We start from the raw sequence: 24025 nt of genomic DNA on the forward strand, positions 1-24025 counted from the left end.
TAATTAGAAATTTAATTACAATGAATCAGTCCCTTTTCAGTAAGTATATAATCAATTGGTAAATCGTATTCTCCCTTAGGTACTTCTTCAATAAGTTGAACAGAGAAAGCTAATGCTATTGTAACAGCACTATCATTTAATTTGTTCAAAAATCTATCATAATACCCTCCACCATAGCCGATACGGTATCCCTGTCTATCAAAGGCTACTCCCGGAACCAAAACTAAATCAATCTTTGAAGGCTCAACTTCTCTTATATACTCTTTCTTAGGAGTCAATATATTATAAACACCTAATTCTAATTCATTGTCATAGTCTTTTAACTCTGAAATCAAAAGCTCCTTTGTTTTAGTAATAGAAATAGGAACACCTATTTTTTTACCTGAATTTAGTGAATTTCTAATTATCTCTTCAGTTATAACTTCACTTCTAAAATTTACATAACTCATGATAAAATTACTGTTTTTGTATAAATCTAAATCATATAAATTATTTGCAATGGCTTGACTCATGGACTTTACATCATCTTCAGATATCATATCTCGTCTTTTTATATATACACTTCTTAGTTCTTTTTTATTCATAGAATCACCTCTTAGTGTTTATTTATTGCTTACTTTATATTATAATATATATTATAATACTAAAAAGGTTTTTGACAAAAAATAACTAGAATAATTGATTAAAAATAAAGGTTTTTTTGATTATTAGTAGAAGTTATTATATATCGTGTAATTCACAATAAAGATGACGCAATTCATCATAGGAGTGGTAAAAAGGTGATAAAATTTATCAATGTAAGTAAGGTTTATGATAATGGAACTAAAGCATTAAATAATATAAATATATCTATAGGAAAAGGAGAGTTTGTTTTTTTAGTTGGACCCAGTGGAGCGGGAAAGTCTACTCTTATAAAGCTTCTCTTAAAAGAAGAAGAGCCTACATCTGGAACAATTTTACTCAATAAAGTCGATATAACAAATGTAAAAAATAGAAAGGTGCCATATATCAGACGAAATTTAGGAGTAGTTTTTCAAGATTTTAGACTACTTCCAAACAAAACTGTATATGAAAATATATCATTTGCCATGGAGATAATAGGAGCTCATCCAAAGGAGATAAGAAGAAATGTTCCAATGGTATTGAGCATGGTGGACTTAAGTGGAAAAGCTAATTCTTATCCAGATCAGTTATCTGGTGGGGAACATCAGAGAGTTGCCATAGCTAGAGCTATTGTCAACAATCCACCAGTACTTATTGCAGATGAGCCTACAGGAAACCTCGATCCTGATACAGCTTGGGACATCATGAAAATTTTGCAAGACATAAACAGAAGGGGAACCACTATACTCATGGCTACTCATGCAAAAGATATAGTAAATATTATGAAAAAGAGAGTAATAGCAATTGAATCAGGAAGAATTGCAAGGGATGAAGAGAAAGGTGTGTATGAGTATGAAGTTTAGAGTGTTTAAGAATATTCTCAAGCAAGGCTTTCAAGGAGCATGGCGTAACAGAGGAATGGGACTAGCATCTATAGGGTCTATAACTGCAGTTCTTATAATACTTGGAATGGTTTTGATTATTATATTAAGTATTAATAATGTGGTAGTAGAAACTAAAAATAAATTTGATGAAATTCACGTATTTATAGAAGACGATTTAGATGAAGAGCAGTTAGCTAAAATTGAAGACAAAATGAAAGATTCTGAAGGTGTTAAATCTGTAATCTACCAATCAAAAGAACAAGCTATGGAAATAATGAAAAATGATTGGGGAGATAAAGCTTCTCTATTAGAAGGTCTAGAAGACAACCCACTACCTAATTCATATATTATTCAACTTGAAGATATCGAATATGCAGATGGAGTAGTAAACAATCTAAAAGGAGTACAAGGCGTAGAAAAAATCAAATACTATAAAGATATTATAGATAATTTGTTGACAATGGCCAATTATATAAAAATCGCAGGTGTTGTCATAATAGTAGTTTTAATGTTCATTTCAGTATTTATCATTTCAAATACTATTAAGATAACAGTTACGGCAAGAAAAAGAGAAATAAATATTATGAAATATGTAGGGGCAACCAATAGCTATATAAGAGGACCTTTTGTGATTGAAGGAGTTATTTTAGGACTAATAGGGGCAGGATTATCCATTCTTATAGTAAACTATGGGTATGAATACCTCTTTAAGGTAATAAACGAAAAGCTTTATGTTATTTTCACAGTATATCTAGTATCACCACATGCACTGTTAAAAGACATAACAATCATGTTTACATCTATTGGAGTAGGAATAGGTACACTTGGTAGTTTAGTTTCACTGAAGAGATTCTTAAATGCCTAGCAAAAGGAGGGTTTGCAAATGAAACGGAAGATCGCCTTTGTTGTTTTGATTGCCACATTAGCAATGGCTTTTACTACAGTTTATGCAGATAATAGTTTAAACAAGCAACTGAAAGACACTCAAAAACAACAACAAAATGTCAAAAAGGAAAAGAAAGCATTAGAAAGGACACAAGAAGAGTTATCAAAAGAAATAGATAATCTAGACAGAGAAATAGATTCTGTTGGACTAGAATTAGAAAGTGTAGAAAAACAATTAGCTAAAATTACAAAAGACATAGAAAAGACTACAAATGATATAAAAGAGGCTGAGGATAAGATAGAGGATAAGAATGATACTCTTAATTCTAGATTGAGAGTCATGTATGAAAATGGAAATGTAGGGTATTTGGAAGTATTATTATCAGCAACTAGTATAAGTGATTTCCTAGCTAGAAAGGAAATGGTACAAGCTATAGTAGAGCATGATACAGAATTGCTTAAGTACATGAAAGAACAAAGAGATATTGTAGTTAGGAAAGAAAAAGAACTCCAAGGACAAAAGGCATCTGTAGAAGTTACAAAGAGAAAAATTGATGAGAAAAAGAATCAATTAGTTGTTGCTACGAGAAATAAAGAAAGCCGTATGAAAGATTTAGAAAAAGACATAAAAGAATTAGAAAAAATGGAAGACCAATTAATAAAGACTGCAAATGAGATAAAATCTAAGATTCGTAGTCTTCAGGTTAAAACTGGTCCCTATTCAGGGGGCAAAATGGGTTGGCCAGTACCTGGTCATTCTAGGATCAGTTCTCCTTTTGGATATAGAATTCATCCTATATTTAAAACTAAAAAATTACATACTGGAATAGATATTCCAGCGCAAACAGGTACGTCAATAGTTTCTGCATCTGATGGAACAGTTATTTTTGCAGGTTGGCTTGGCGGTTATGGAAAGGCTGTAATGGTTGACCACGGTGGAGGAATAGTTACACTTTATGGTCACAATTCTTCATTAAGTGTATCAGTAGGTACAGAAGTAAAACGAGGTCAAACTATTGCAAAAGCAGGTAGTACAGGATATTCAACAGGACCACATTGTCACTTTGAAGTTAGAAGGAATGGTTCCTATGAAGATCCTATTTCATGGCTAAAGGGAAAATAAGCATAAGGACGGAGGGACAGGTTCACTGTCCCTTTTTGTTTTTTTCTTTTTGAAGTTTCACTTTCTTGTTATTTGTCAATAATATAAATGAACTTAATTTTGAGAACTAATAGGCCTAGTGGTATAATGTAAAAGTAGTTTTAATAATATTAAATACATAATGCTTATTAATAGGGGTGAATAGAATGTCAAAGAAAAAGCGCATAACTTTAATTGTTTTATTAGTATTAGTTACAAATATTATTACATTTGGTGTAAGTACTATATTACCGACTCCACTAAATAAAAAGGTAATGATTTCAAAATCCGAATACAATGAATTGCTATCATTTTACAATGATTATTCTAAGTTGATGGCGGTGGAAAACTCCATAAAGAAAAACTTCTTAAAAGAAGTAGATGAGGAAAAACTTCTAGATGGTCAATTAAGAGGTATGTTACAGTCACTAGAAGATCCATATTCAATATATATGACAAAAGAAGAATTTGATGATTTCATGGAGCATACAAAGGGAGTCTATGGTGGAATAGGAGTTATTGTTTCGCCAGGGGAAGATAATTTGATAACAGTTGTTTCACCAATAGAAGATACTCCTGGGGAGAAAGCTGGTATAAAAACTGGAGATAAAATAATCAAAGTAAATGGTGAAGAATTTACAGCTGATAAAATGGATATGGCAGTAAAGGTAATGAAAGGGAAACCAGGAGAAGATGTAACTTTAACCATATTAAGAGAAGACAAGGAAGGAAAGAAAAATCAATTTGATTTAACTATTAAGAGAGAAGAAATAAGATTAAAGAGTGTAAAATCAAGTGTTGTTGAAAATAACATTGGCTATATTAAAATCATTTCTTTTGATGATTTAACTTATGAAGATTTTAAAGAAGAATTAAGTAAACTTCAAAAGCAGAAAGTAAAGGGGATAGTATTAGACTTAAGAAACAATCCTGGGGGACTTCTAGATGTATGTGCTAATATTGCTGATGAATTTTTAGACGAAGGAGATATAGTATATACACAAACTAGGGATGGTGAAAGAGAGTATTTAAAGTCAAATAAGAAGAGTATAGATCTACCCCTTGTAGTACTTGTCAATGAAGGAAGTGCTAGTGCTTCAGAAATATTAGCAGGTGCTATTAAGGATAGAGAAAGAGGAGTATTAGTAGGGACTAAGACTTTTGGTAAGGGTATAGTTCAAAGAATATTTAAACTTCCAGATGGCTCTGGATATAAATTGACTGTATCAGAGTATTTTACACCTAATGGAACTAATATCCATGGCATAGGAATTACTCCAGATGTGGTAATTGAATTGCCAGAGGATGTTGAGTTTATAGGAATAGATAATCTAAGTGAAGATATACAACTTAAAAAGGCTTTAGAAATATTGAAGGAAAAAATGGGTCAATAGTAAATTGATATATTTTAGGAGAGTTGTATATGTTAGATTTTAAGACTGTTTTGTTTTATTCAGTACATTCTATATTGACTTCACTTAAGTCACCAATATACTGGATTGTAGTTGTGATAGTGTATTTTCAATATAGAAAACTAGCAAAAATGGAAAAGATGATTTTGGGCTCCCATAGGGAGCCCTTATACAAAAGGATGATTACTTCGACTATCTTAGGGATTTTAGGTGGAATAGTTGCAAGTATAATATTTATATTGTTAGGAACCACAGTAGAAGGAAATGATTTTTTATTTATACTTCCAACAGCATTATTACTTTCTCTTATTCATCCAAGATTTATATGCTTTTCATATGCAGGAGGTCTCATATCTCTAATAAGTTTAATTTTTGGTTTTCCCAAAATAAATGTAGTAAGTGTTATGACTGTAGTAGCTGTACTTCATTTGGTTGAGAGTTTACTCATAATAACTGATGGACATAGTGGAAGAATGCCTATTTTTATGGAAAAGGATAACGATATAGTCGGTGGTTTTAACATGAATAGGTTTTGGCCTATGCCATTTTTAATATTAGTTCAAGGAAATAGAGTTTATCCAATTGTGATATTAGCTGTACTAGGATATGGAGATTATGTTTTAACTAAGTTTCCAAAAGATAAAACAAAAGAAACTTCAGGTATGTTATTATTATTTAGCTTGGTACTTCTACTATTGTCTCAACTTTCTAAACAGTACAATGTGTTATTATATCCTTTAGCTATTTCGTCTCCATTACTACATGAATTGATAATACAATTTGGAAGAAGCAGAGAAGATACGGGAAGGCCAATATTTGTACCTTCATCCATGGGGTTAAAAATACTTGATACATTGCCAGATGGTGTTGGAGAAAAGATAGGACTTAAAACTGGAGATATACTAATTAGTATAAATGGAAACAGGATAAATTCTAAAAGGGATATAGTAGAATCACTTATGATGAAACCTAAATATATCTGGTTAGATGTATTGGATATGAAAAAAGGACTTATAACAAAGGAATATAAAAATTATCGAGAAGGAATAGATAGCTTGGATGTATTAGTTATACCTAAAATACCTGAATATGCCTTTGTTATGGAAGAAGCAAAAAGTCCAATAAAAAGACTAATGGAAAAGATAAAAAAATAAGGTACTCCTTAGTGAAAAGGGTACCTTATTTATCTTTAATTTTCATCTTATTTAAATCAATTGAATATATTATATGTCTCTTACTATTTTCTAATGGAGGTGAAAGTGAGATATATCCTTTGTTCAATTCTTCATCATAGTAAATTTTCTCATTATTGATTCTAGCTATTTCTCGTACTTTATCTTTTGCTGTATTATAATACAATAGTTTATAATCATTTTCACAACTATTTTTTTCTATAAGAAGCAATACTTCTGGTTTTATCTGTAAATAGTTTATTACATTGATATCTGTTTGTGTTTTCATCTTTTTATCTTTTACATTGTAAAGGAATAGCTTATCTTCATTTTTGTCAGAAATATTTTTTAGATATACAATAGTATTTTTATCTAGAAAACTTATATTGTGACCTATATCTATCTTATCAAAGGATACTCCATCTTCTGTTATAAAAATAGCTTTATTTATTTTTTTATCATCATATTCTGTAAGAACTAATAAATCATCTTCAATATCAAAACTAGATATATTTTTAGGAATTTTGTATATTTCATCTACATTGTTGTCTTTAATACTATATAAAAATACTATGGAAGAACCTTTTGAACTATTATCTATAAAGTAAAGATTGTTTGCATTTTTCCATTCCATATTCCAAGTATGACTATGACCAACGGGGGTTATTTTATGTATAACTTTTTTCCCTATATTGATTAAATAAATATTAGTCACTCCATTATCATTCTCAATTAAAGATATATTCTTGTGGTCTGGACTAAATTTTGATAAATAGATAGAATGGTTTGTTTCGTATATCTGATGTTTTTCTTTTTTTTCTAAATCATAAAGCCATAGAACATCAATTGTTTCATTATTGTTCAAATTTTCCTGTTTGTATAACAAATATTTTTTCGGTATATAATCTAATATCATTCCATCATCAATATAGTCAGAAACAATGTCTTTGTCAGAATCGATTATTTCTCCTGTTAAGGCATCAGCTTTTACATTTAAATTTATTAGAGGTGCTTGTAAATTTCCTCTATCAAATATACCATTGAAAACAATATTCCATACAAAGCTATCTTTTTGTCTTATAAGACTAACATCTGGTATTGAGTTTGGCGCAATTTTAAATTGGGCATAAATATTGTTGAGTATTTCAGTTTTTCCAAATTTTAATTCTATAGGAGAATAATTTTTATTTATTATATTAAATTTATAATTATCTGTTTTGCCATCTAAAATTTTATCTAGAAGTACAGTGGCTTGGGGTATTGCTAATTGAGTTTTGTCATCTTCTAATAGTCTATTGGTATATATATTTATTTCGTTATTTTTTTTGGTGATTTTATCTATAGTTACTCCAGAACATTCTATGAGTCCAAAACTAATAGATAGTTTAGTTTTATTGTCTTTGGTAATGGTTTCTACTTTTGGTTCTAGTGTTTGATATCCTTTAGAAAGTAATATTTTTTCAATTTTAAATCCTAATATTTCTTCGTTTGTTTCTTCGGCAGGCTCTAATTCAGTAATTTTATTAGTGCTGCATGCAGTAAGAGTTATAATCAAGAATGTCACGAATGTTAATAAAACTATTTTTTTCATAAACGGCCTCCTCCTTATATAGATAGTTTATACTATTCAACAAATAAGTTCAATGTCCTTTTTTTTAGAGAAAAAACTTTAAAATCTATTTGATTTTATTTTAATATATATTATAATTGAAGTATGTTTCGAACTAGTGTTCAAATATGAGGTGAAGATATGAGTAATTTTGAGATAAAATCAAGTTATAAACCAACAGGTGATCAGCCAGAAGCAATTGAAAAATTGTCTAAAGGTTTGATGAGTGGAAGTAAATATCAGACATTACTAGGTGTAACTGGGTCGGGAAAAACTTTTACAATGGCTAATATTATTGAAAAAGTTCAAAGGCCTACATTAGTAATAGCACATAATAAGACATTGGCCTATCAATTGGCTAGTGAATTTAGAGAGTATTTCCCCAACAATGCTGTTGAATACTTTGTTAGTTATTATGATTATTACCAACCAGAGGCATATGTACCCCAAACAGATACTTATATTGAAAAGGATGCCTCTATAAATGATGAAATAGACAAACTAAGGCACTCTGCAACAGCATCTTTATTTGAGAGAAGAGATGTGATTATAGTAGCAAGTGTATCTTGCATATATGGATTAGGGGATCCTATTGATTATGAAAATTTGGTGGTTTCTATTCGACCAGGTATGATAAAAGATAGAGATGAGATCATAAGAAAACTTGTAGATATTCAATATATTAGAAATGACATAAATTTTACTAGAGGAACTTTTAGAGTGCGAGGAGATGTGTTGGAGATATTTCCAGCTTCTTCAAGTGAAAATACCATCCGTGTAGAATTCTTTGGAGATGAAATAGACAGGATAGTTGAAGTAAACTATCTTACTGGGGAGATCATAGGACTTAGAAGTCATGTTTCCATATTTCCTGCCTCTCACTTTGCCACTTCTCCAGAAAAGATAGAGAGGGCTATTAAAAGTATTGAAGTTGAATTAGATGAAAGATTGAAAGAACTCAGAAGTCAAGATAAACTGTTAGAAGCACAAAGGCTGGAACAGAGAACAAGATATGATATTGAGATGCTTGAGGAAATGGGATATTGTCAGGGAATAGAAAACTATTCTAGACATATTAGTGGTAGACCTAAGGGAAGTAAGCCTTATACATTGATAGATTATTTTCCAGATGACTTTTTGATAATAGTAGATGAATCTCATGTGACTATTCCTCAAATAAGGGGTATGTATGAAGGTGATAAATCTAGAAAAACTACATTAGTGGAATATGGATTTAGGCTTCCTTCTGCACTAGATAATAGACCTCTTAAGTTCAATGAATTTGAGAGACATATAAATCAAATATTATTTGTAAGTGCCACTCCTGGACCATATGAATTAGAGCATTCAGAAAAAATTGTTGAACAGATTATAAGACCTACAGGACTATTAGATCCAGAGATTGTAGTTAGACCAACTGAAAACCAAATAGATGATTTAGTAAAAGAGATTAGAATTCGTGAAAAGAAAAATGAAAGAGTGCTCATTACTACATTGACTAAAAAAATGTCTGAGGATCTTACAAATTACTTTAAAGAAATAGGGATTAAGGTAACTTATCTTCATTCTGATATAGATACTATTGAAAGGATGGAAATAATAAGGGATTTAAGACTAGGTAAATATGATGTATTAGTAGGAATTAACCTATTAAGAGAGGGATTGGATTTGCCAGAAGTTTCTCTTGTTGTAATATTGGATGCAGATAAGGAAGGATTTTTAAGATCAGAGACATCTATGATACAGACTATAGGTAGAGCAGCGAGAAACTCATCAGGAAAGGTAATCATGTATGCTGATAAGATGACTAAATCAATGAAAAAGGCAATCTTTGAGACAAATAGAAGAAGGAAAATTCAAAATGAGTACAATGTGGTGAATAATATTACTCCTAAGACTATAGTAAAGGGAATTAGAGATGTTATAGAAGCAACAAAGGTTGTTGAAGATGATGAGACATATGCTACTGAAAAATTATCCAAGGAGAAAATACTAGAAATAGTACAAGGATTAGAAGAAGAAATGTTAAAGGAAGCAGAGATGTTGCACTTTGAAAGAGCTGCAGAGTTGAGGGATAAGATAGTAGAATTAAAAGAGAAGTTATAATAGAGGTGAAAAAATGTCAAAAGATAAAATTATCATCAAAGGTGCAAGGGAACATAATCTTAAGAATGTAGATTTGGAGCTCCCTAGAAATAAATTTATAGTATTTACAGGTTTAAGTGGTTCGGGAAAATCTTCTTTAGCTTTTGATACCATATATGCAGAAGGACAGCGTAGATATGTAGAAAGTCTTTCTGCTTATGCAAGGCAGTTTTTAGGGCAAATGGAGAAGCCAGATTTAGATTATATAGAGGGACTGTCACCATCTATATCCATTGATCAAAAGACAACTAGTAAAAACCCTAGGTCAACAGTAGGAACTGTTACTGAGATTTATGATTATTTAAGACTTTTATTTGCTAGAATAGGAACACCCTATTGTTATAAATGCGGTAAGGAGATATCTAGCCAAACTGTAGACCAAATGGTAGATAGGGTTATGGAATTTGAAGAGAGAAGTAGAATTCAAGTTTTAGCACCAATTGTGAGAGGGAAAAAGGGTGAACATCAAAAAGTATTAGAATCTATAAAAAAGGATGGCTTTATTAGGGTAGTAGTAGATGGTGAAACCCATGAAGTTACTGATGATATAACATTAGAGAAAAACAAAAAGCATAATATAGAAGTTGTAGTAGATAGATTGATTGTAAAGGAAGGAATAGAGGGAAGATTAGCTGATTCTATTGAAACAGCTTTAAAGCTTGCTGATGGATTAGTTATTATAGATATTATTGATGGAGAAGAGATACTTTTTAGTCAAAAGTTAGCTTGTCCTGATTGTGGTGTTGTTATAGAGGAACTTTCTCCAAGAATGTTTTCTTTCAACAGTCCCTTTGGAATGTGTCCAACTTGTAATGGAATAGGATACTATAAGGAAATAGATAAAGAAATGATAATACCAAATCCAAGTTTAAGTATTGATGATGGGGGACTTGCTCCATATAGTAATTCAGGAGAGGATACCTACTATTATCAGATTTTTAAGACACTTGGGGAGTATCATAAATTTGGTATGGATAAGCCTTTAAAAGAAGCACCAAAGGAATTTATGGATGAGCTTTTATATGGGACAAATAGGATAATTGAGTTTAAATTTGAAAGCCATTTCAATGGTTCTAGGTCCTACAAGGGAACTTTTGAAGGGATAATACCAAATCTTGAGAGAAGATATAGGGAAACCAATTCTGATTTTATGAGGGAGAGAATAGATGGTTTCATGATAGAAAACCCTTGTCCTCATTGTCACGGGAAAAGGCTTAAAGAAGAAGTATTAGCAGTGAAGATAAATGGTTTAAATATAGCAGAGGTAACAGATCTTTCTATAAAGGAATCGTTAAAATTTTTCAAAAATCTAGATTTAACAGAAAGACAAAGGATTATAGGTGAACAAGTTTTAAAAGAGATAATAGAGAGACTTAATTTTTTACAAGATGTTGGACTAAATTATTTAACTCTTTCAAGAAGTGCTGGTTCTCTTTCAGGGGGAGAATCTCAAAGGATAAGATTGGCTACTCAAATAGGCTCTAGTCTCGTAGGAGTTGTGTATGTGCTAGATGAACCTAGTATTGGACTTCATCAAAGGGACAATGCTATGCTTCTTAAGACTTTGAGAAACCTTACGGATTTGGGAAATACCCTTATAGTTGTAGAACATGATGAGGATACCATGTATTGTGCAGATTATATTGTAGATATAGGACCAGGTGCAGGACTTCATGGAGGATATGTTGTAGCCAAAGGAGATCTAGAAGATATAAAGAACAGTAAAGAGTCTATAACAGGTCAATACCTATCAGGTAGAAAGCAAATCAAAATTCCTGATGAAAGAAGAAGTTCTAATGGTAAATCCATAAAGATAATGGGAGCTAAGGAAAACAATTTAAAAAATATAGATGTAGAAATTCCATTAGGTGTTTTCACATGTATTACTGGAGTATCTGGTTCTGGGAAAAGTAGTTTGATAAATGAAATATTGTATAAGAGTTTGGCTCAAAAGTTAAATAGGGTCAAGATAAAGCCAGGTAAACATGTGGAGATAAAGGGACTTGAAAATCTGGATAAGGTAATTGAAATAGACCAATCTCCTATAGGAAGAACACCTAGATCTAATCCTGCAACTTATACAGGAGTGTTTGACTATATAAGAGATGTATTTGCCATGACTCCAGAGGCAAAGATGAGAGGTTACAATAAGGGAAGATTTAGTTTCAATGTAAAAGGTGGAAGATGTGAAGCTTGTAATGGCGATGGAATAATAAAAATAGAGATGCACTTTTTACCTGATGTGTATGTTCCTTGTGAAGTGTGTAAAGGAAAGAGATACAATAGAGAAACTTTACAAGTAAAGTATAAGGGAAAAACAATCTCCGATGTACTGGATATGACTGTAGAAGAAGCATTAGAATTCTTTGAAAACATACCAAGGATTAAGAGAAAGATACAGACATTAAATGATGTAGGGCTAGGATATATAAAACTTGGGCAACCTTCCACTCAACTTTCTGGTGGAGAAGCTCAGAGGATTAAACTAGCTACTGAGTTGAGTAAAAGAAGTACAGGAAAGACATTGTATATATTAGATGAGCCAACAACTGGTCTTCATATGGATGATATCCATAAGCTTATAAAAGTATTAGATAAGCTAGTAGAAGGAGGAAATACAGTAGTTGTAATAGAGCACAATTTAGATGTGATAAAGACAGCAGATCATATTATAGATTTGGGCCCTGAAGGTGGAGATGAAGGTGGAACCATAGTAGCCACAGGAACTCCTGAGGAGGTAGCAAAAGTGAAATCCTCCTATACAGGCCAATTCTTAAAAAATGTCTTAAAGTGAGTCAGGTATTCTGACGCAAAAAAGGCTTCCTTAAAATATTTCGAAGGAAGCCTTTTTTGTGTTGACAATGTTAATAAATAAGAATATTATATAACCATAAGAATATATACGTATATAGGCATATACTATATTAAAGTGAGGGGGTGTTACAAATGGATAAATTAATTAATTTTTTCAAAGTACTATCAGATGACACTCGTTTGAGAATAATTGTGCTTCTTTACCACGGGAAACTTTGTGTTTGCCAAATATGTGGAGTAACAGACATATCTCAACCCAATGTATCTAAGCATTTGGCAAAGCTTAGGGATATGGGATTTGTAAAAGATGAAAGGCAAGGGCAATTTATCTATTATTATTTGAGTTTAGAAGAAGATATCTTTAGTGAAATAATAAAAGAAATAGTTGAAAATATAGATGACTATCCAATATTAAAATCTGATATTGGAAAGCTCAATAATATTGATACCTATTTAGAAAACTGTGGGAAATAATATAATTGGAAGGAGAATGACTATGGCAGTTTTTCGATTTTTAAATGATCAATTATTAAAGATGAACTGGCTTTGGGAACTGGTAAGGCTATTAGTTGAAAATGTTTTTAAAATGTCCATAGATACAAAAGTAGGTGGAAGTGTTCACTTTTTCATATATGACACTATTAAAATATTCATCCTATTATCTGTACTAATATTTATGATCTCCTATATACAAAGCTATTTTCCACCAGAGAGAACTAAAAAGATTTTAGGTAGAGTTAAGGGCGTAAAGGGGAATTTATTGGGAGCATTACTTGGTACTATTACTCCATTTTGCAGTTGTTCTAGCATACCACTTTTTATAGGTTTTACCTCTGCAGGGCTTCCATTAGGAGTTACATTTTCTTTTCTAATATCATCTCCCCTTGTAGATTTAGCCTCATTCTTACTATTAGTATCCTTCTTTGGAGTAAAGATTGCAGTTGCCTATGTAATTGTAGGACTTATACTTGCAGTTGTAGGAGGCACTATTATAGACAAATTAAATATGAATAAATATGTTGAAGATTATGTATGGGGAATACAGGCTGGAGATGTAGAAATAGAAGAGTTAACTAAAAAAGATAGAGTGAAGTTTGCAAAAGGTCAAGTAAAAGACATAGTCCATAGAGTTTGGATTTATATATTACTTGGAGTAGGAATTGGAGCAGCAATTCACAATTGGATTCCACAAACAGTTATTGAAAAAGTAGTAGGTGGAGATAATCCATTTGCAGTGTTTTTAGCAACCTTTATTGGGATTCCAATATATGCTGATATATTTGGTACTCTTCCTATAGCAGAAGCTTTAGTAGGCAAAGGAGTGGGCTTAGGAACGGTATTATCCTTTATGATGGGAGTAACTACTCTTTCACTACCATCAATGATAATGTTAAGCAAAGTTATTAAATCAAAATTGTTGGCGTTATTTATAATTATAGTGACTATTGGAATAATCATAATAGGTTATTCATTTAATCTATATTCATATATTTTTATATAGGATGAGGTGAAAAAAATGAGTGAAAAAACAGATCTATATTTATTAACAGGTTTTTTAGGTGCAGGAAAAACTACATTACTAACTAATATCCTAAATGATCTTTCTGGGGAAAGTGTTGGAGTTATAATGAACGAATTTGGGAAGATAGGGATTGATGGGGATATTATTAAGAAGGAAGGTATGGAGCTAGTAGAGATAAACAGAGGTTCAATATTTTGCTCTTGCTTGAAACTAAATTTTGCACAGGCAATGGTGGAGTTGGCAGATAAGAATCTAAAGTATCTTTTTGTTGAAAGCTCTGGATTAGCAGATCCTTCAAATATTGGAGATATTCTAGATGGAGTAAAATCTGTTAAAGGGGATGTATATGAGTACAAAGGGGCCATATGTTTAGTTGATGGAGTAAACTTTTTAGAACAAGTAAAAGATTTAGAAACAGTAGAAAGGCAAATCAAACATTGCCATTTGGCTGTAATTAGCAAAGTTGATTTGATAGATGAGGAAACACTGACTAAAATAATTGAGGTAATTAGAAAGATTAATAATAAAGTTAATATTGAGACAACAGCTTTTGGAAAGCTTAATTACAAATTTTTAGAAGAAGATTTAATGAAAAACCAATGGGTAGAAAATGAAGATACAACCAACACTCCAGAGACAAAACCCAAAACACTTACTTTGACATTTGAAGGAGAAGTAAATAAAGATGAACTATCAAGATTTATCAATGAAATCAAAAAAGACAGTTATAGAATAAAGGGATTTTTCAAGTTGGAAGATGGGTGGAATCAAGTTGATGTAGTTGGAAATATTATTGACTACAAACCAACTGATAAAAATGAAGAAATATCTCAATTAGTTATAATATCTAAGATTGGTCCACAAATAATAAGACCGATATTTAATGCTTGGAACAGTATATTTAAAGAGGAAATGAAATTAAGATAAAAGGAGAGTGGAAATATGATAATAAAAATATTGGGGACTGGATGCTCTAAATGTAGCAAGTTGGAGACAAATGTGAAGGCTGCTATAGATGAATTGGGAATTGAAGCAACAATTGAAAAGGTAAAAGACTTGCCAGGAATTATGAAATATGGAGTTATGAGCACTCCTGCGTTAGTAATTGATGAAAAGGTTAAAACTGTTGGTAGAGTATTAGATACAAAGGAAATTAAAGAATTAATTAAGGGTTAATATAAGTATTTTCCTTAAAAACCATTACATGGGGCGATCCTGATACAGAATCGTCCCATGTTCTAATTTAATATTCTTGTTTTTCAAATTGCTCTTGACATAGTAGTAAATATTTGTTAAGTTAAAAAGAAAAATAATGTCTGTTCGTGTGTGGTATACTATAGAATAGATAAAAATAAAAGGAGGAGTTTACCTTGGAATTTGTCGGAGAAGGTTTGACTTTTGATGATGTTCTATTATTGCCATGTAAGTCTGAAGTATTACCCAAGGAAGTAAAAACATATACACATTTAACAAAAAAGATAAAATTAAACATACCACTTATGAGTGCTGGGATGGATACGGTAACTGAAGCTAGAATGGCTATTGCTGTGGCTAGAGAAGGTGGAATAGGGATAATCCATAAAAATATGACTATTGAAGAACAAGCTTTGGAAGTTGATAAAGTAAAAAGGTCTGAACATGGAATTATAACAGATCCATTTTATTTGTCCCCAGATCACATTGTTTCAGATGCTCTTGAACTTATGGAGAGATATCATATTTCAGGAGTACCTATTACAAATAGAGATGGAAAGCTTGTAGGTATTATAACTAATAGGGATATTAGATTTGAAAAAGATACATCTAAAAAGATAAATGATGTTATGACAAAAGATAATTTAGTAACAGCTACTCAAGATATTTCTATGGATGAAGCATTAGAAATAATGAAGGAACACAAGATTGAAAAACTTCCATTAATAGATGAAAATTATATGCTTTCAGGTCTCATTACCATTAAAGACATAGAAAAATCTATTCAATATCCAAATTCAGCAAAGGACAGCTCAGGAAGACTTCTTGCAGGTGCAGCTGTTGGAGTTACTGAAGATATGATGGAAAGAGTTGCTGCACTAGTTAAAGCAAAAGTAGATGTAATAGTTGTAGATACAGCTCATGGACATTCTCAAGGAGTAATAAAAGCAGTTAAGAGAATAAAAACAGAATATCCAGATCTTCAAGTAATAGCTGGTAATGTTGCAACTGGTGAAGCTACACTTGATTTAATCAAAGCTGGAGCTGATGCAGTAAAAGTAGGTATAGGACCTGGTTCAATTTGTACTACTAGGGTAGTAACAGGTATTGGTGTACCTCAAATCACAGCAATACTTAACTGTGTAGAAGTAGCTAAGGAATATGAAATACCTATTATTGCAGATGGTGGCATTAAGTATTCTGGAGATATAACAAAGGCTCTTGCAGTAGGAGCTAATGTAGTTATGATTGGTTCACTATTTGCTGGAACTAGTGAAAGTCCAGGAGAAGAAGAACTTTATGAAGGAAGAAGATTTAAAGTATATAGAGGTATGGGATCTTTGTCAGCAATGCAAGCAGGCAGTAAAGATAGATATTTCCAAGAAGATACTAAGAAATTAGTTCCTGAAGGAGTAGAAGGAAGAGTTCCTTATAGAGGACCACTAGGAGATGTAGTATATCAATTAATGGGTGGATTGAGATCAGGAATGGGCTATGTAGGTGCTAAAACCTTAGTAGAATTAAACCAAAAAGCTAGATTTGTGAAGATAAGTGGGGCAGGACTTATAGAAAACCATCCTCATGATATTCATATAACAAAAGAAGCTCCAAACTATAGCGTTAGATAGATAAAGGGAGGTTTTGCCTTGATTTTAGTAATAGATTTCGGCGGTCAATACAGTCAACTTATAGGAAGAAGAGTAAGGGAATCAAAAGTTTATTGTGAAATTGTTCCTTATGATTATCCTATTAAAAAGATAAAGGAAAAGAATCCAGAAGGAATAATTCTTTCTGGAGGTCCTGCCAGTGTTTATGGAGAAGACTCTCCAAAATGTGATGCGGGAGTATTTAAACTAGGAGTTCCAGTATTGGGAATATGCTATGGCAGCCAACTTATGGCTGAAACTCTAGGTGGGAAGGTATCTAGAGCTTCTACAAGAGAATATGGAAAAACACAAGTATATGTTAATAACTCTAGCTTATTATTCAAAGGATTAGAAGATGAGATAACTACTTGGATGAGTCATACAGATTTTATTGAAAAGGCTCCAAATAGTTTTAGTATAGTTGGAAGTACTCCACTATGCCCAGTGGCAGCTATGGAAAATGTAGAAGATAAATTGTATGGAGTTCAATTTCATCCAGAAGTAGAACATACACAAGGTGGAAGAGAAATACTAAAGAACTTCCTATATGAAATATGTGGATGTTCACCTGATTGGACTATGGAAGATTTCATTAAAAAATCCATAGATAAAATCAAAAATGAAATTGGAGACGGAAAAGCTATATGTGCTCTTTCAGGTGGAGTAGATTCATCTGTAGCAGCAGTATTAGTCCATGAAGCTATAGGAGACAATTTAGTCTGTGTTTTTGTAGATCATGGTTTACTTAGAAAAAATGAAGCAGAAGAAGTTGTAAAACTATTTAGAGAAGAATTCCATATGAATCTTATAGCAGTAGATGCTAGAGAAAGATTCTTAAATAAATTATCTGGAGTTACTGAACCAGAAAGAAAGAGAAAGATTATTGGTGAAGAATTCATAAGGGTATTTGAAGAAGAACAAGGAAAATTGACAGGAATAGATTATCTTGTTCAAGGTACTATATACCCTGATGTAGTTGAAAGTGGTACTGGTAAATCATCTGTTATCAAGAGTCATCACAATGTAGGTGGACTTCCTGAGGATGTAAACTTTACATTAGTAGAGCCTCTTAGACAATTGTTTAAAGATGAAGTAAGAGAAGTAGGAAGAAAACTAGGACTTTCTAGTGATGTAGTAGATAGGCAACCATTCCCAGGGCCAGGATTGGCTATTAGAGTTCTTGGAGAAGTAACTGAAGATAAGCTTAAAATTGTAAGAGAAGCAGATTATATTTTTAGAGATGAAATCAAAAAAGCAGGTTTAGACAAAGAAATCTGGCAGTACTTCGCAATGTTACCTAATATAAGAAGTGTAGGAGTAATGGGAGATGAAAGAACCTATTCCTATACAGTAGGGCTTAGAGCAGTAACAAGCATAGACGGTATGACAGCAGATTGGGCTAAGATACCCCTAGACGTACTAGAAAAGATTTCAAACAGAATAGTAAATGAAGTAGATAATGTAAACAGAGTAGTATACGATATAACAAGCAAACCCCCAGCAACGATTGAGTGGGAGTAGTAAAAAATAAACAAGAAAGCTGATAAAACCAATATTTGTAGAGGATTAAAGTTCTCGACTGGAACGAAATTGGGTAAAAAAGTTTTTTGGAATAACTCAAGAAATAATATCAAGTGGATTACAAGTAGAAACACCATAGAAATCTTATTAAAAGAATCTATGGTGTTTTTGTATGTATATTTATTTTTGAAATCTAAACAGATTTCTAAAGGCATCGAATTCGACACGTTTAAAACTTGGGTTATGAATTTGCTTATGAAGCACTTTAAACCTATCGAATTCGATGGGGTTAAAATTGGATTATATGCTTAGTATTGAATTATTTATAAACTAGTCGATTTCCACCAGTTTAAAATGAGCTTATATGTTTATAGTTTAATAATTATTTTTCCAGTCTAGACTTCTTAGGATATGAGAGCTTCCAATCCTCAAATTCTTCATCTGTAATTTCTCCGTTATAGTGTTTTTTTCTAATTTCATCCCATTCAGTTAGAAAATCATTTAAATTCATATCATGGGAAAGCAGCCCTATTGTAGAATCTTCTACTAGGGGTCTGATTTTTAACTCTTCCTCATAATCAAAAAGTATTTGCATAAATTCAAAATTAGAAATAGGAGTATGGTCAATTAAGGCAGATACATCACAGTCTAAAACTTGGGCTATTTTTATTAATTGATCCTTATTAGGCGAACGATAACCCAATTCATAATTCCTTATAGCAGAATCTGTAAGTCCTGATTTTATAGCTAATTCCTTCTGTGTCAATTCTCTAAGTAATCTTAACTTTTTTAGCTTTTCACCTGAAATCATTTGGAACTCCTTTAAAAAGTATTTTTATTTATTCTATCATAAAACATCATCAATAGCAACAAAAGTGAACTATTACAAAATCAAGCAAACCCATTGTAATACAAGAAATAAATTTTAATTATAATAAATAAAACTTGACAACACGGAAGCGTGCTGATAATATATAATTAAATAGCACGAAATTGTGCTATTTAATTATAAGGCAACCAAATTGATGCTCGTCATTTATTCATTGATGAGAAGCTTATAAATAAAAACACAAGGGGGAAGAAAAAAATGAATAAGATTTTTATGAACGCAAAAGAAGTTCAGGATTTTTTAGAAGTTAGCAGAACTACAGCCTATCAAATAATAAATGAAATGAATCAAGAACTAGTTGAACTAGGCTATAGAGTTCAAAGAGGCAAAATTAATAGACAATATTTCTTGGACAAGTATTGTTACCAAGTAAGAAAGGAGGCCTAGTAGTGGGAGCTTATAGAGATGAAAGTGGAAATGGCACCTGGTTTGCTAAATTCACCTATAGTAATTGGCGTGGTGAAAAGATTAATAAAAAGAAGAGAGGATTTAAAACAAAAAAAGAAGCTCTAAAATGGGAAGAAGATTTTTTAAGAGAGCAAGCTGGAAATCTTGATATGACATTTAATGGGTTTTTTAAGGTGTATGAAAAAGATATGCGACCAAGATTAAGAGAAAACACTTGGAGAACTAAGGAACAAATAATAAGGACAAAGGTTATTCCCTATATAGGAGATCTTCAAGTTAATAAAATTACTAAAATGACAATAGTTAAATGGCAAAATATATTAATGAAAGAGGAAGATGAAAAAGGCAAAAAATATTCCCAGACCTACTTAAGAACAATACATGCTCAATTAAGTAGTGTCCTAAATCATGCTTGTAAATATTATAATCTAAAATCTAATGTAGCAAGGGATGTTGGATCTATTGGAGAAAAGGAAGCTTCTGAGATGAAGTTCTGGACTGAAAAAGAGTATGACAAATTTATAGAGGAAGTTAAAGACAAACCTTTATCTTTCCACGCTTTTCAAATTTTGTATTGGTGTGGACTAAGAACAGGTGAATTACTGGCCTTAACAAAGGAAAAATTTAATCTTACCAATAATACTATAAGGATAAATCAATCTTTACAAAGAATTGATGGTGAAAATACAATTACAGAGCCAAAGACAAAGAAGAGTATTAGGACTGTTGTTATGCCAGACTTTTTGGCAGAAGAAATGGAAAAATATATGGCTGGAATATACAAGCTAAAGGAGGATCAATTATTATTTCCAATTACCAAGTCCTACCTGCACCATGAAATGACTAGGGGAAGCAAAAAAGCTGGAGTTAAGAGAATTAGAGTTCATGATCTAAGACATTCCCACGTATCTTTATTAATTGAATTAGGTTATTCGGCAATAGCTATAGCAGATAGATTAGGACATGAATCTATTGATATAACCTATAGATATGCCCACTTATTCCCAAGCAAACAAAATGATATGGCTAACTCCCTATCTATTATAAGAAAAAGCAACTTAGATGATGAATGGGAAAAATTATTGGAGGATGAAGATGAGTAAGGAAATAAAAAAACAAGTTAAAAGAAAGAGAAATAAGATAATTTCTTTTAGAGCAACAGGGGAAGAAGCTGAGTTATTAGATAGAAAAGTAGAAATAAGTGGCCTTACTAAGCAAGATTATATTATAAGTTCATTAACATCGCCTCCTGTGTCTATTAAGGCTGATTATAGACTTGAAGATAAATTTGCTCTAGAAATATTTAGACTAGCAAAAGTTGTAAAGAAATATGGAAGATTAAAAGAGGAAGACCAAGAGATTTTAAGGTTTTTAATAGAGATTTACTATGAAATCAAAAAAGAAAAAAGCCTTTAGCACAAAGGCTAAAGGCACACCCCATATGGAATGTTTCTACCAAATTCATTTTACCATGTGGGGTCTGTTTTGAATAGCATAAGGAGGTAAAATGAATGGAAAAATATAAATATATACCAGAAGAAATGAAAAAATTAAAAAGATTTGTAGGTTGGAGAAAGGAAGAATTAAATGGTAAAGTAGCCAAACTTCCTTTTTCCCTAATTGATGGAAAAGCTAACGAGTGGAATCATCCAGAACGATGGATAGCTTTCAATGAAGCTAAGACTATGAATGAACCTCTAGGTTTTGTTTTAGTGGAGGAAGATAGGATTATCTGTATAGACTTAGACCATGCAATTCAAGATGGAAAGCTAACTCCTATGGCCAAAGAAGTTGTAGAGAACTTTGCAGGAACTTATATGGAATTATCTCAATCAGGCAAGGGAATCCATATTTTTGCAAAGGGAACAATACCAGACAACCTAAATCTATCAAGTCAGGGAATTGAGATATACAAGAAAAATAGATATATAGCTCTTACAGGAAATATTGGAGATGGCTCCTTCTTTCCTAGAAGTAATAAACTTTTAGATAAAGAAGATGAATTAAATAAGCTTTACAAGAAATGGACACAGGAGAAAGAATCCACCTTAAAACAAATTAGAGAATACAAGTATGAGCCTTTAAACAAGTTTTCTAGACTTGATGACCTAAGCCTAGATGAAATACTAACCACCATGGAAAGAACCAATAGCAAGGCAAGTATGCTTATCTCAGGAGCTAGCCTAACAGGTGACCATAGCAGAGATGACTTTACCTTTCTACTACTTGCTAGAAACTATACAGATGGAAATCCTAACTTAATGAAAGACCTATTTTTAATGACCCCTTTAAACCGTCTAGGAAGCGGTCAAAAGAGAAGCGATGATAGAAAGTATCTTGACTATTTAGAAAAGACCATAGATAAGGTCTTAGGCCTTGGGAATTTTGTAGCCTTTGACTGGAGCGGGCATTTTGAATATAAGACAAGGATTAGGGCCTATGAAAGAGTTTAAACTAGCTTTTCCTGAAATAGACCAGTCCTACTCTTTAATTGATTTACAGAAAACAGTAAAAGGTAACGTAAAGCAGATTACAGGAAATATTGTCACAGTACTCCTTAACCCAAAATATTGTAAGGCTAAGAAGATATATGAAGGACAAATCTTCTATGATAAATTTACCAATGAAATTAAATTCCAAGGTAAGATCATAGGGGAAAAAAGTATAAAACCAAATCAAATTAGACTATGGGATGACTCATTAAATAACAGGCTAGGACTTGAAATAGAAAAGCATTTTGGACTTAATTACAATGCTAATAAAATGTGGGATGCAGTTCGCTTTGTTGCTAATCAATATGAAATAAGTCCACCAGAACAATATCTAAAAAATCTTACTTGGAAGGGAGATAGAAATGCCATAGCTAAACTCCTACCAACTTATCTAGGAGCTGAAGATACAGAACTTAATTCTTGGATTATGGAGCATATGATTTTAGGTTTGATTAAAAGAGTCTTTGAACCAGGAGCCAAGTTTGATGAAATGATGGTCTTAGTAGGTGGACAAGGAATAGGAAAGTCTACTTTTGCTAGATATTTGGCTATAAGAGATGATTGGTTTTGTACCATTGAAAATATTCAAGGTAAGGATGCTGTTATGAACTTAATGGGAAAGACTGTAGTAGAAATTGAAGAATTTGTAGCCTTAAGAAATGCAAAATCAGCTAATGAAGCAAAATCATTTTTATCTAAATTAAGCGATAGAATAAGAATCCCCTATGAAAAATTCTCAACGGATGTTCCTAGGACTTGTATTTTAATTGGTACTTTGAATGAAAGAACTTTTTTAAATGACCATACTGGCGAGAGAAGGTATCTACCAATAGAATGTTTTAAGGAAAAAAGAAAAAAGGCTATTTACCCTGACAAGGATTATCAAGGAAATCAATCAGAAAAAGATTATTTGGATTCCATTAGAGAAGATTTCAACCAGGCCTTGGCCTATGGATATAAACTTTATAAAGAAAAGAAACACTCCTGGACCTTACCGAAAGAATTGCTAAAAGATTTTTATCAGGAGCAAGAAAAATTTAAATACCTCAATCCAGATGTGGAAGATATTAGGTATTTTCTAGAAGAGTATAAGCCAGGAAGTCAAGAGCCTAACCTAGTTTGCTTCAAGGAATTGGCCATGCAAGGCTATCAAATAAAATCAAAATCCTTCTCTGAAATAATGGACAACTACTTTCCAGAATGGAAGGCTATCAGATCATCAAAGACTAAAAGGATTTCTCCTAGTGGAGTATCTATACCTGTAAAGCTTTATTATGAGAGAAAGGAAAGTATAAAAGAAGATTTTGTAGAAGTAGATAATGTTGATACACCAAAAGAGTGGCAGTCCGAACAAATAATAATGGGCACAGGTAGTAATGAAGATATTATAGATAAATTATAACTGTGTTTAAGACCTAACTTAGCGAATGAAATGAGCTTTAGTAGGTCTAATGCAACCTGTTTCCCAAGAGCGATAGTGATTGGCTAGAAACAGTCTGTAACCTTGTAACTTGTAACTGTACTTTTAAAACTATTAGAATTAGTCTGATAGAAATTGAATCCTAGTAATATCAAGGCTTAGTGAGGTTTTATAAAAAAAGACTTGCCTTATTTGAGGACTTTTGAAATCCTAGGTTACAGTTACACTCCCCTGTGCCTATTAAAACTTTAGTAGCAAGCACAGTAAG

General features: G+C 31.9%; 22 protein-coding genes. 19 read left to right on the plus strand and 3 right to left on the minus strand.

Going from position 1 to position 24025, the window contains the following annotated elements:
- Positions 1–11: 11 nt before the first annotated feature.
- A complete protein-coding gene (locus BQ9840_RS10890) occupies positions 12–584 on the minus strand; it encodes a 5-formyltetrahydrofolate cyclo-ligase (RefSeq protein WP_077369811.1) in 573 nt (190 codons plus the stop codon).
- Between the two features lie 195 nt (positions 585–779).
- On the opposite strand from BQ9840_RS10890, the gene ftsE reads away from it, so the two are divergent.
- The 5 genes from ftsE (at position 780) to BQ9840_RS10915 (ending at position 6079) form a co-directional block, all read left to right on the plus strand.
- The gene (gene ftsE, locus BQ9840_RS10895; protein WP_077369812.1) at positions 780–1466 is read left to right on the plus strand and encodes a cell division ATP-binding protein FtsE; all 687 of its coding nucleotides are present in this window, start codon (positions 780–782) and stop codon (positions 1464–1466) included.
- The gene (gene ftsX, locus BQ9840_RS10900) at positions 1450–2352 is read left to right on the plus strand and encodes a permease-like cell division protein FtsX (protein ID WP_077369813.1); all 903 of its coding nucleotides are present in this window, start codon (positions 1450–1452) and stop codon (positions 2350–2352) included. Before ftsE ends, ftsX begins: the two co-directional genes overlap by 17 nt.
- 18 nt (positions 2353–2370) lie before the next feature.
- The gene (locus BQ9840_RS10905; protein WP_097677485.1) at positions 2371–3495 is read left to right on the plus strand and encodes a murein hydrolase activator EnvC family protein; all 1125 of its coding nucleotides are present in this window, start codon (positions 2371–2373) and stop codon (positions 3493–3495) included.
- Between the two features lie 185 nt (positions 3496–3680).
- Positions 3681–4907 carry a S41 family peptidase gene (locus BQ9840_RS10910; RefSeq protein ID WP_077369815.1) on the plus strand — a complete coding sequence of 409 codons (1227 nt, stop codon included), beginning with the start codon at positions 3681–3683 and terminating at the stop codon, positions 4905–4907.
- 29 nt (positions 4908–4936) lie between these two features.
- Positions 4937–6079: a hypothetical protein gene (locus tag BQ9840_RS10915; protein WP_077369816.1), complete on the plus strand. Its 1143-nt coding sequence runs from the start codon at positions 4937–4939 to the stop codon at positions 6077–6079.
- Positions 6080–6104: 25 nt separating this feature from the next.
- Here BQ9840_RS10915 and BQ9840_RS10920 read toward each other — a convergent pair whose 3' ends face one another.
- Entirely contained in the window at positions 6105–7688 is a 1584-nt protein-coding gene (locus BQ9840_RS10920; protein ID WP_077369817.1) for a hypothetical protein, read from the minus strand.
- 159 nt (positions 7689–7847) lie between these two features.
- Between BQ9840_RS10920 and uvrB the strand changes: the two genes are divergently transcribed.
- The 9 genes from uvrB (at position 7848) to BQ9840_RS12615 (ending at position 18860) form a co-directional block, all read left to right on the plus strand.
- On the plus strand, positions 7848–9812 hold the full coding sequence (gene uvrB, locus BQ9840_RS10925) for an excinuclease ABC subunit UvrB (RefSeq protein WP_077369818.1): 1965 nt from the start codon (positions 7848–7850) through the stop codon (positions 9810–9812).
- 13 nt (positions 9813–9825) lie between these two features.
- Entirely contained in the window at positions 9826–12645 is a 2820-nt protein-coding gene (gene uvrA, locus BQ9840_RS10930; RefSeq protein ID WP_077369819.1) for an excinuclease ABC subunit UvrA, read from the plus strand.
- Positions 12646–12797: 152 nt separating this feature from the next.
- Positions 12798–13139, plus strand: a complete 342-nt coding sequence (locus BQ9840_RS10935) for an ArsR/SmtB family transcription factor (RefSeq protein WP_077369820.1) — start codon at positions 12798–12800, stop codon at positions 13137–13139.
- Positions 13140–13161: 22 nt separating this feature from the next.
- The gene (locus BQ9840_RS10940; RefSeq protein ID WP_077369821.1) at positions 13162–14166 is read left to right on the plus strand and encodes a permease; all 1005 of its coding nucleotides are present in this window, start codon (positions 13162–13164) and stop codon (positions 14164–14166) included.
- 15 nt (positions 14167–14181) lie between these two features.
- Positions 14182–15114, plus strand: coding sequence for a CobW family GTP-binding protein (locus BQ9840_RS10945; protein ID WP_077369822.1), 933 nt, complete (start codon positions 14182–14184; stop codon positions 15112–15114).
- Between the two features lie 15 nt (positions 15115–15129).
- Positions 15130–15363: a thioredoxin family protein gene (locus BQ9840_RS10950; protein ID WP_077369823.1), complete on the plus strand. Its 234-nt coding sequence runs from the start codon at positions 15130–15132 to the stop codon at positions 15361–15363.
- A gap of 194 nt (positions 15364–15557) precedes the next feature.
- Positions 15558–17009, plus strand: coding sequence for an IMP dehydrogenase (gene guaB, locus BQ9840_RS10955; RefSeq protein WP_077369824.1), 1452 nt, complete (start codon positions 15558–15560; stop codon positions 17007–17009).
- The gene (guaA, locus tag BQ9840_RS10960; RefSeq protein WP_143254337.1) at positions 17010–18548 is read left to right on the plus strand and encodes a glutamine-hydrolyzing GMP synthase; all 1539 of its coding nucleotides are present in this window, start codon (positions 17010–17012) and stop codon (positions 18546–18548) included.
- Between the two features lie 69 nt (positions 18549–18617).
- Positions 18618–18860 (plus strand): hypothetical protein, encoded by a 243-nt coding sequence (locus BQ9840_RS12615; protein ID WP_077369826.1) that lies wholly within the window; start codon positions 18618–18620, stop codon positions 18858–18860.
- 70 nt (positions 18861–18930) lie between these two features.
- Here BQ9840_RS12615 and BQ9840_RS10970 read toward each other — a convergent pair whose 3' ends face one another.
- Entirely contained in the window at positions 18931–19359 is a 429-nt protein-coding gene (locus tag BQ9840_RS10970; protein WP_077369827.1) for a helix-turn-helix domain-containing protein, read from the minus strand.
- A 276-nt stretch (positions 19360–19635) separates the two neighbouring features.
- Here BQ9840_RS10970 and BQ9840_RS10975 point away from each other — a divergent pair, with 276 nt between their 5' ends.
- The 5 genes from BQ9840_RS10975 (at position 19636) to BQ9840_RS10995 (ending at position 23739) form a co-directional block, all read left to right on the plus strand.
- Positions 19636–19824: a hypothetical protein gene (locus BQ9840_RS10975; RefSeq protein ID WP_077369828.1), complete on the plus strand. Its 189-nt coding sequence runs from the start codon at positions 19636–19638 to the stop codon at positions 19822–19824.
- 2 nt (positions 19825–19826) lie between these two features.
- Positions 19827–20948 carry a tyrosine-type recombinase/integrase gene (locus BQ9840_RS10980; RefSeq protein WP_077369829.1) on the plus strand — a complete coding sequence of 374 codons (1122 nt, stop codon included), beginning with the start codon at positions 19827–19829 and terminating at the stop codon, positions 20946–20948.
- A complete protein-coding gene (locus tag BQ9840_RS10985) occupies positions 20941–21261 on the plus strand; it encodes a plasmid mobilization protein (protein WP_234978650.1) in 321 nt (106 codons plus the stop codon). The genes BQ9840_RS10980 and BQ9840_RS10985 overlap by 8 nt, the downstream gene beginning before the upstream one ends.
- Before the next feature lie 95 nt (positions 21262–21356).
- On the plus strand, positions 21357–22298 hold the full coding sequence (locus BQ9840_RS10990; RefSeq protein ID WP_077369831.1) for a hypothetical protein: 942 nt from the start codon (positions 21357–21359) through the stop codon (positions 22296–22298).
- Positions 22285–23739 (plus strand): VapE domain-containing protein, encoded by a 1455-nt coding sequence (locus tag BQ9840_RS10995; RefSeq protein ID WP_369800227.1) that lies wholly within the window; start codon positions 22285–22287, stop codon positions 23737–23739. The genes BQ9840_RS10990 and BQ9840_RS10995 overlap by 14 nt, the downstream gene beginning before the upstream one ends.
- Positions 23740–24025 lie beyond the last annotated feature (286 nt).

It is taken from the genome of Anaerosalibacter sp. Marseille-P3206 (genome assembly GCF_900155565.1).
In the GTDB taxonomy this organism is placed as follows: domain Bacteria; phylum Bacillota; class Clostridia; order Tissierellales; family Sporanaerobacteraceae; genus FUHM01.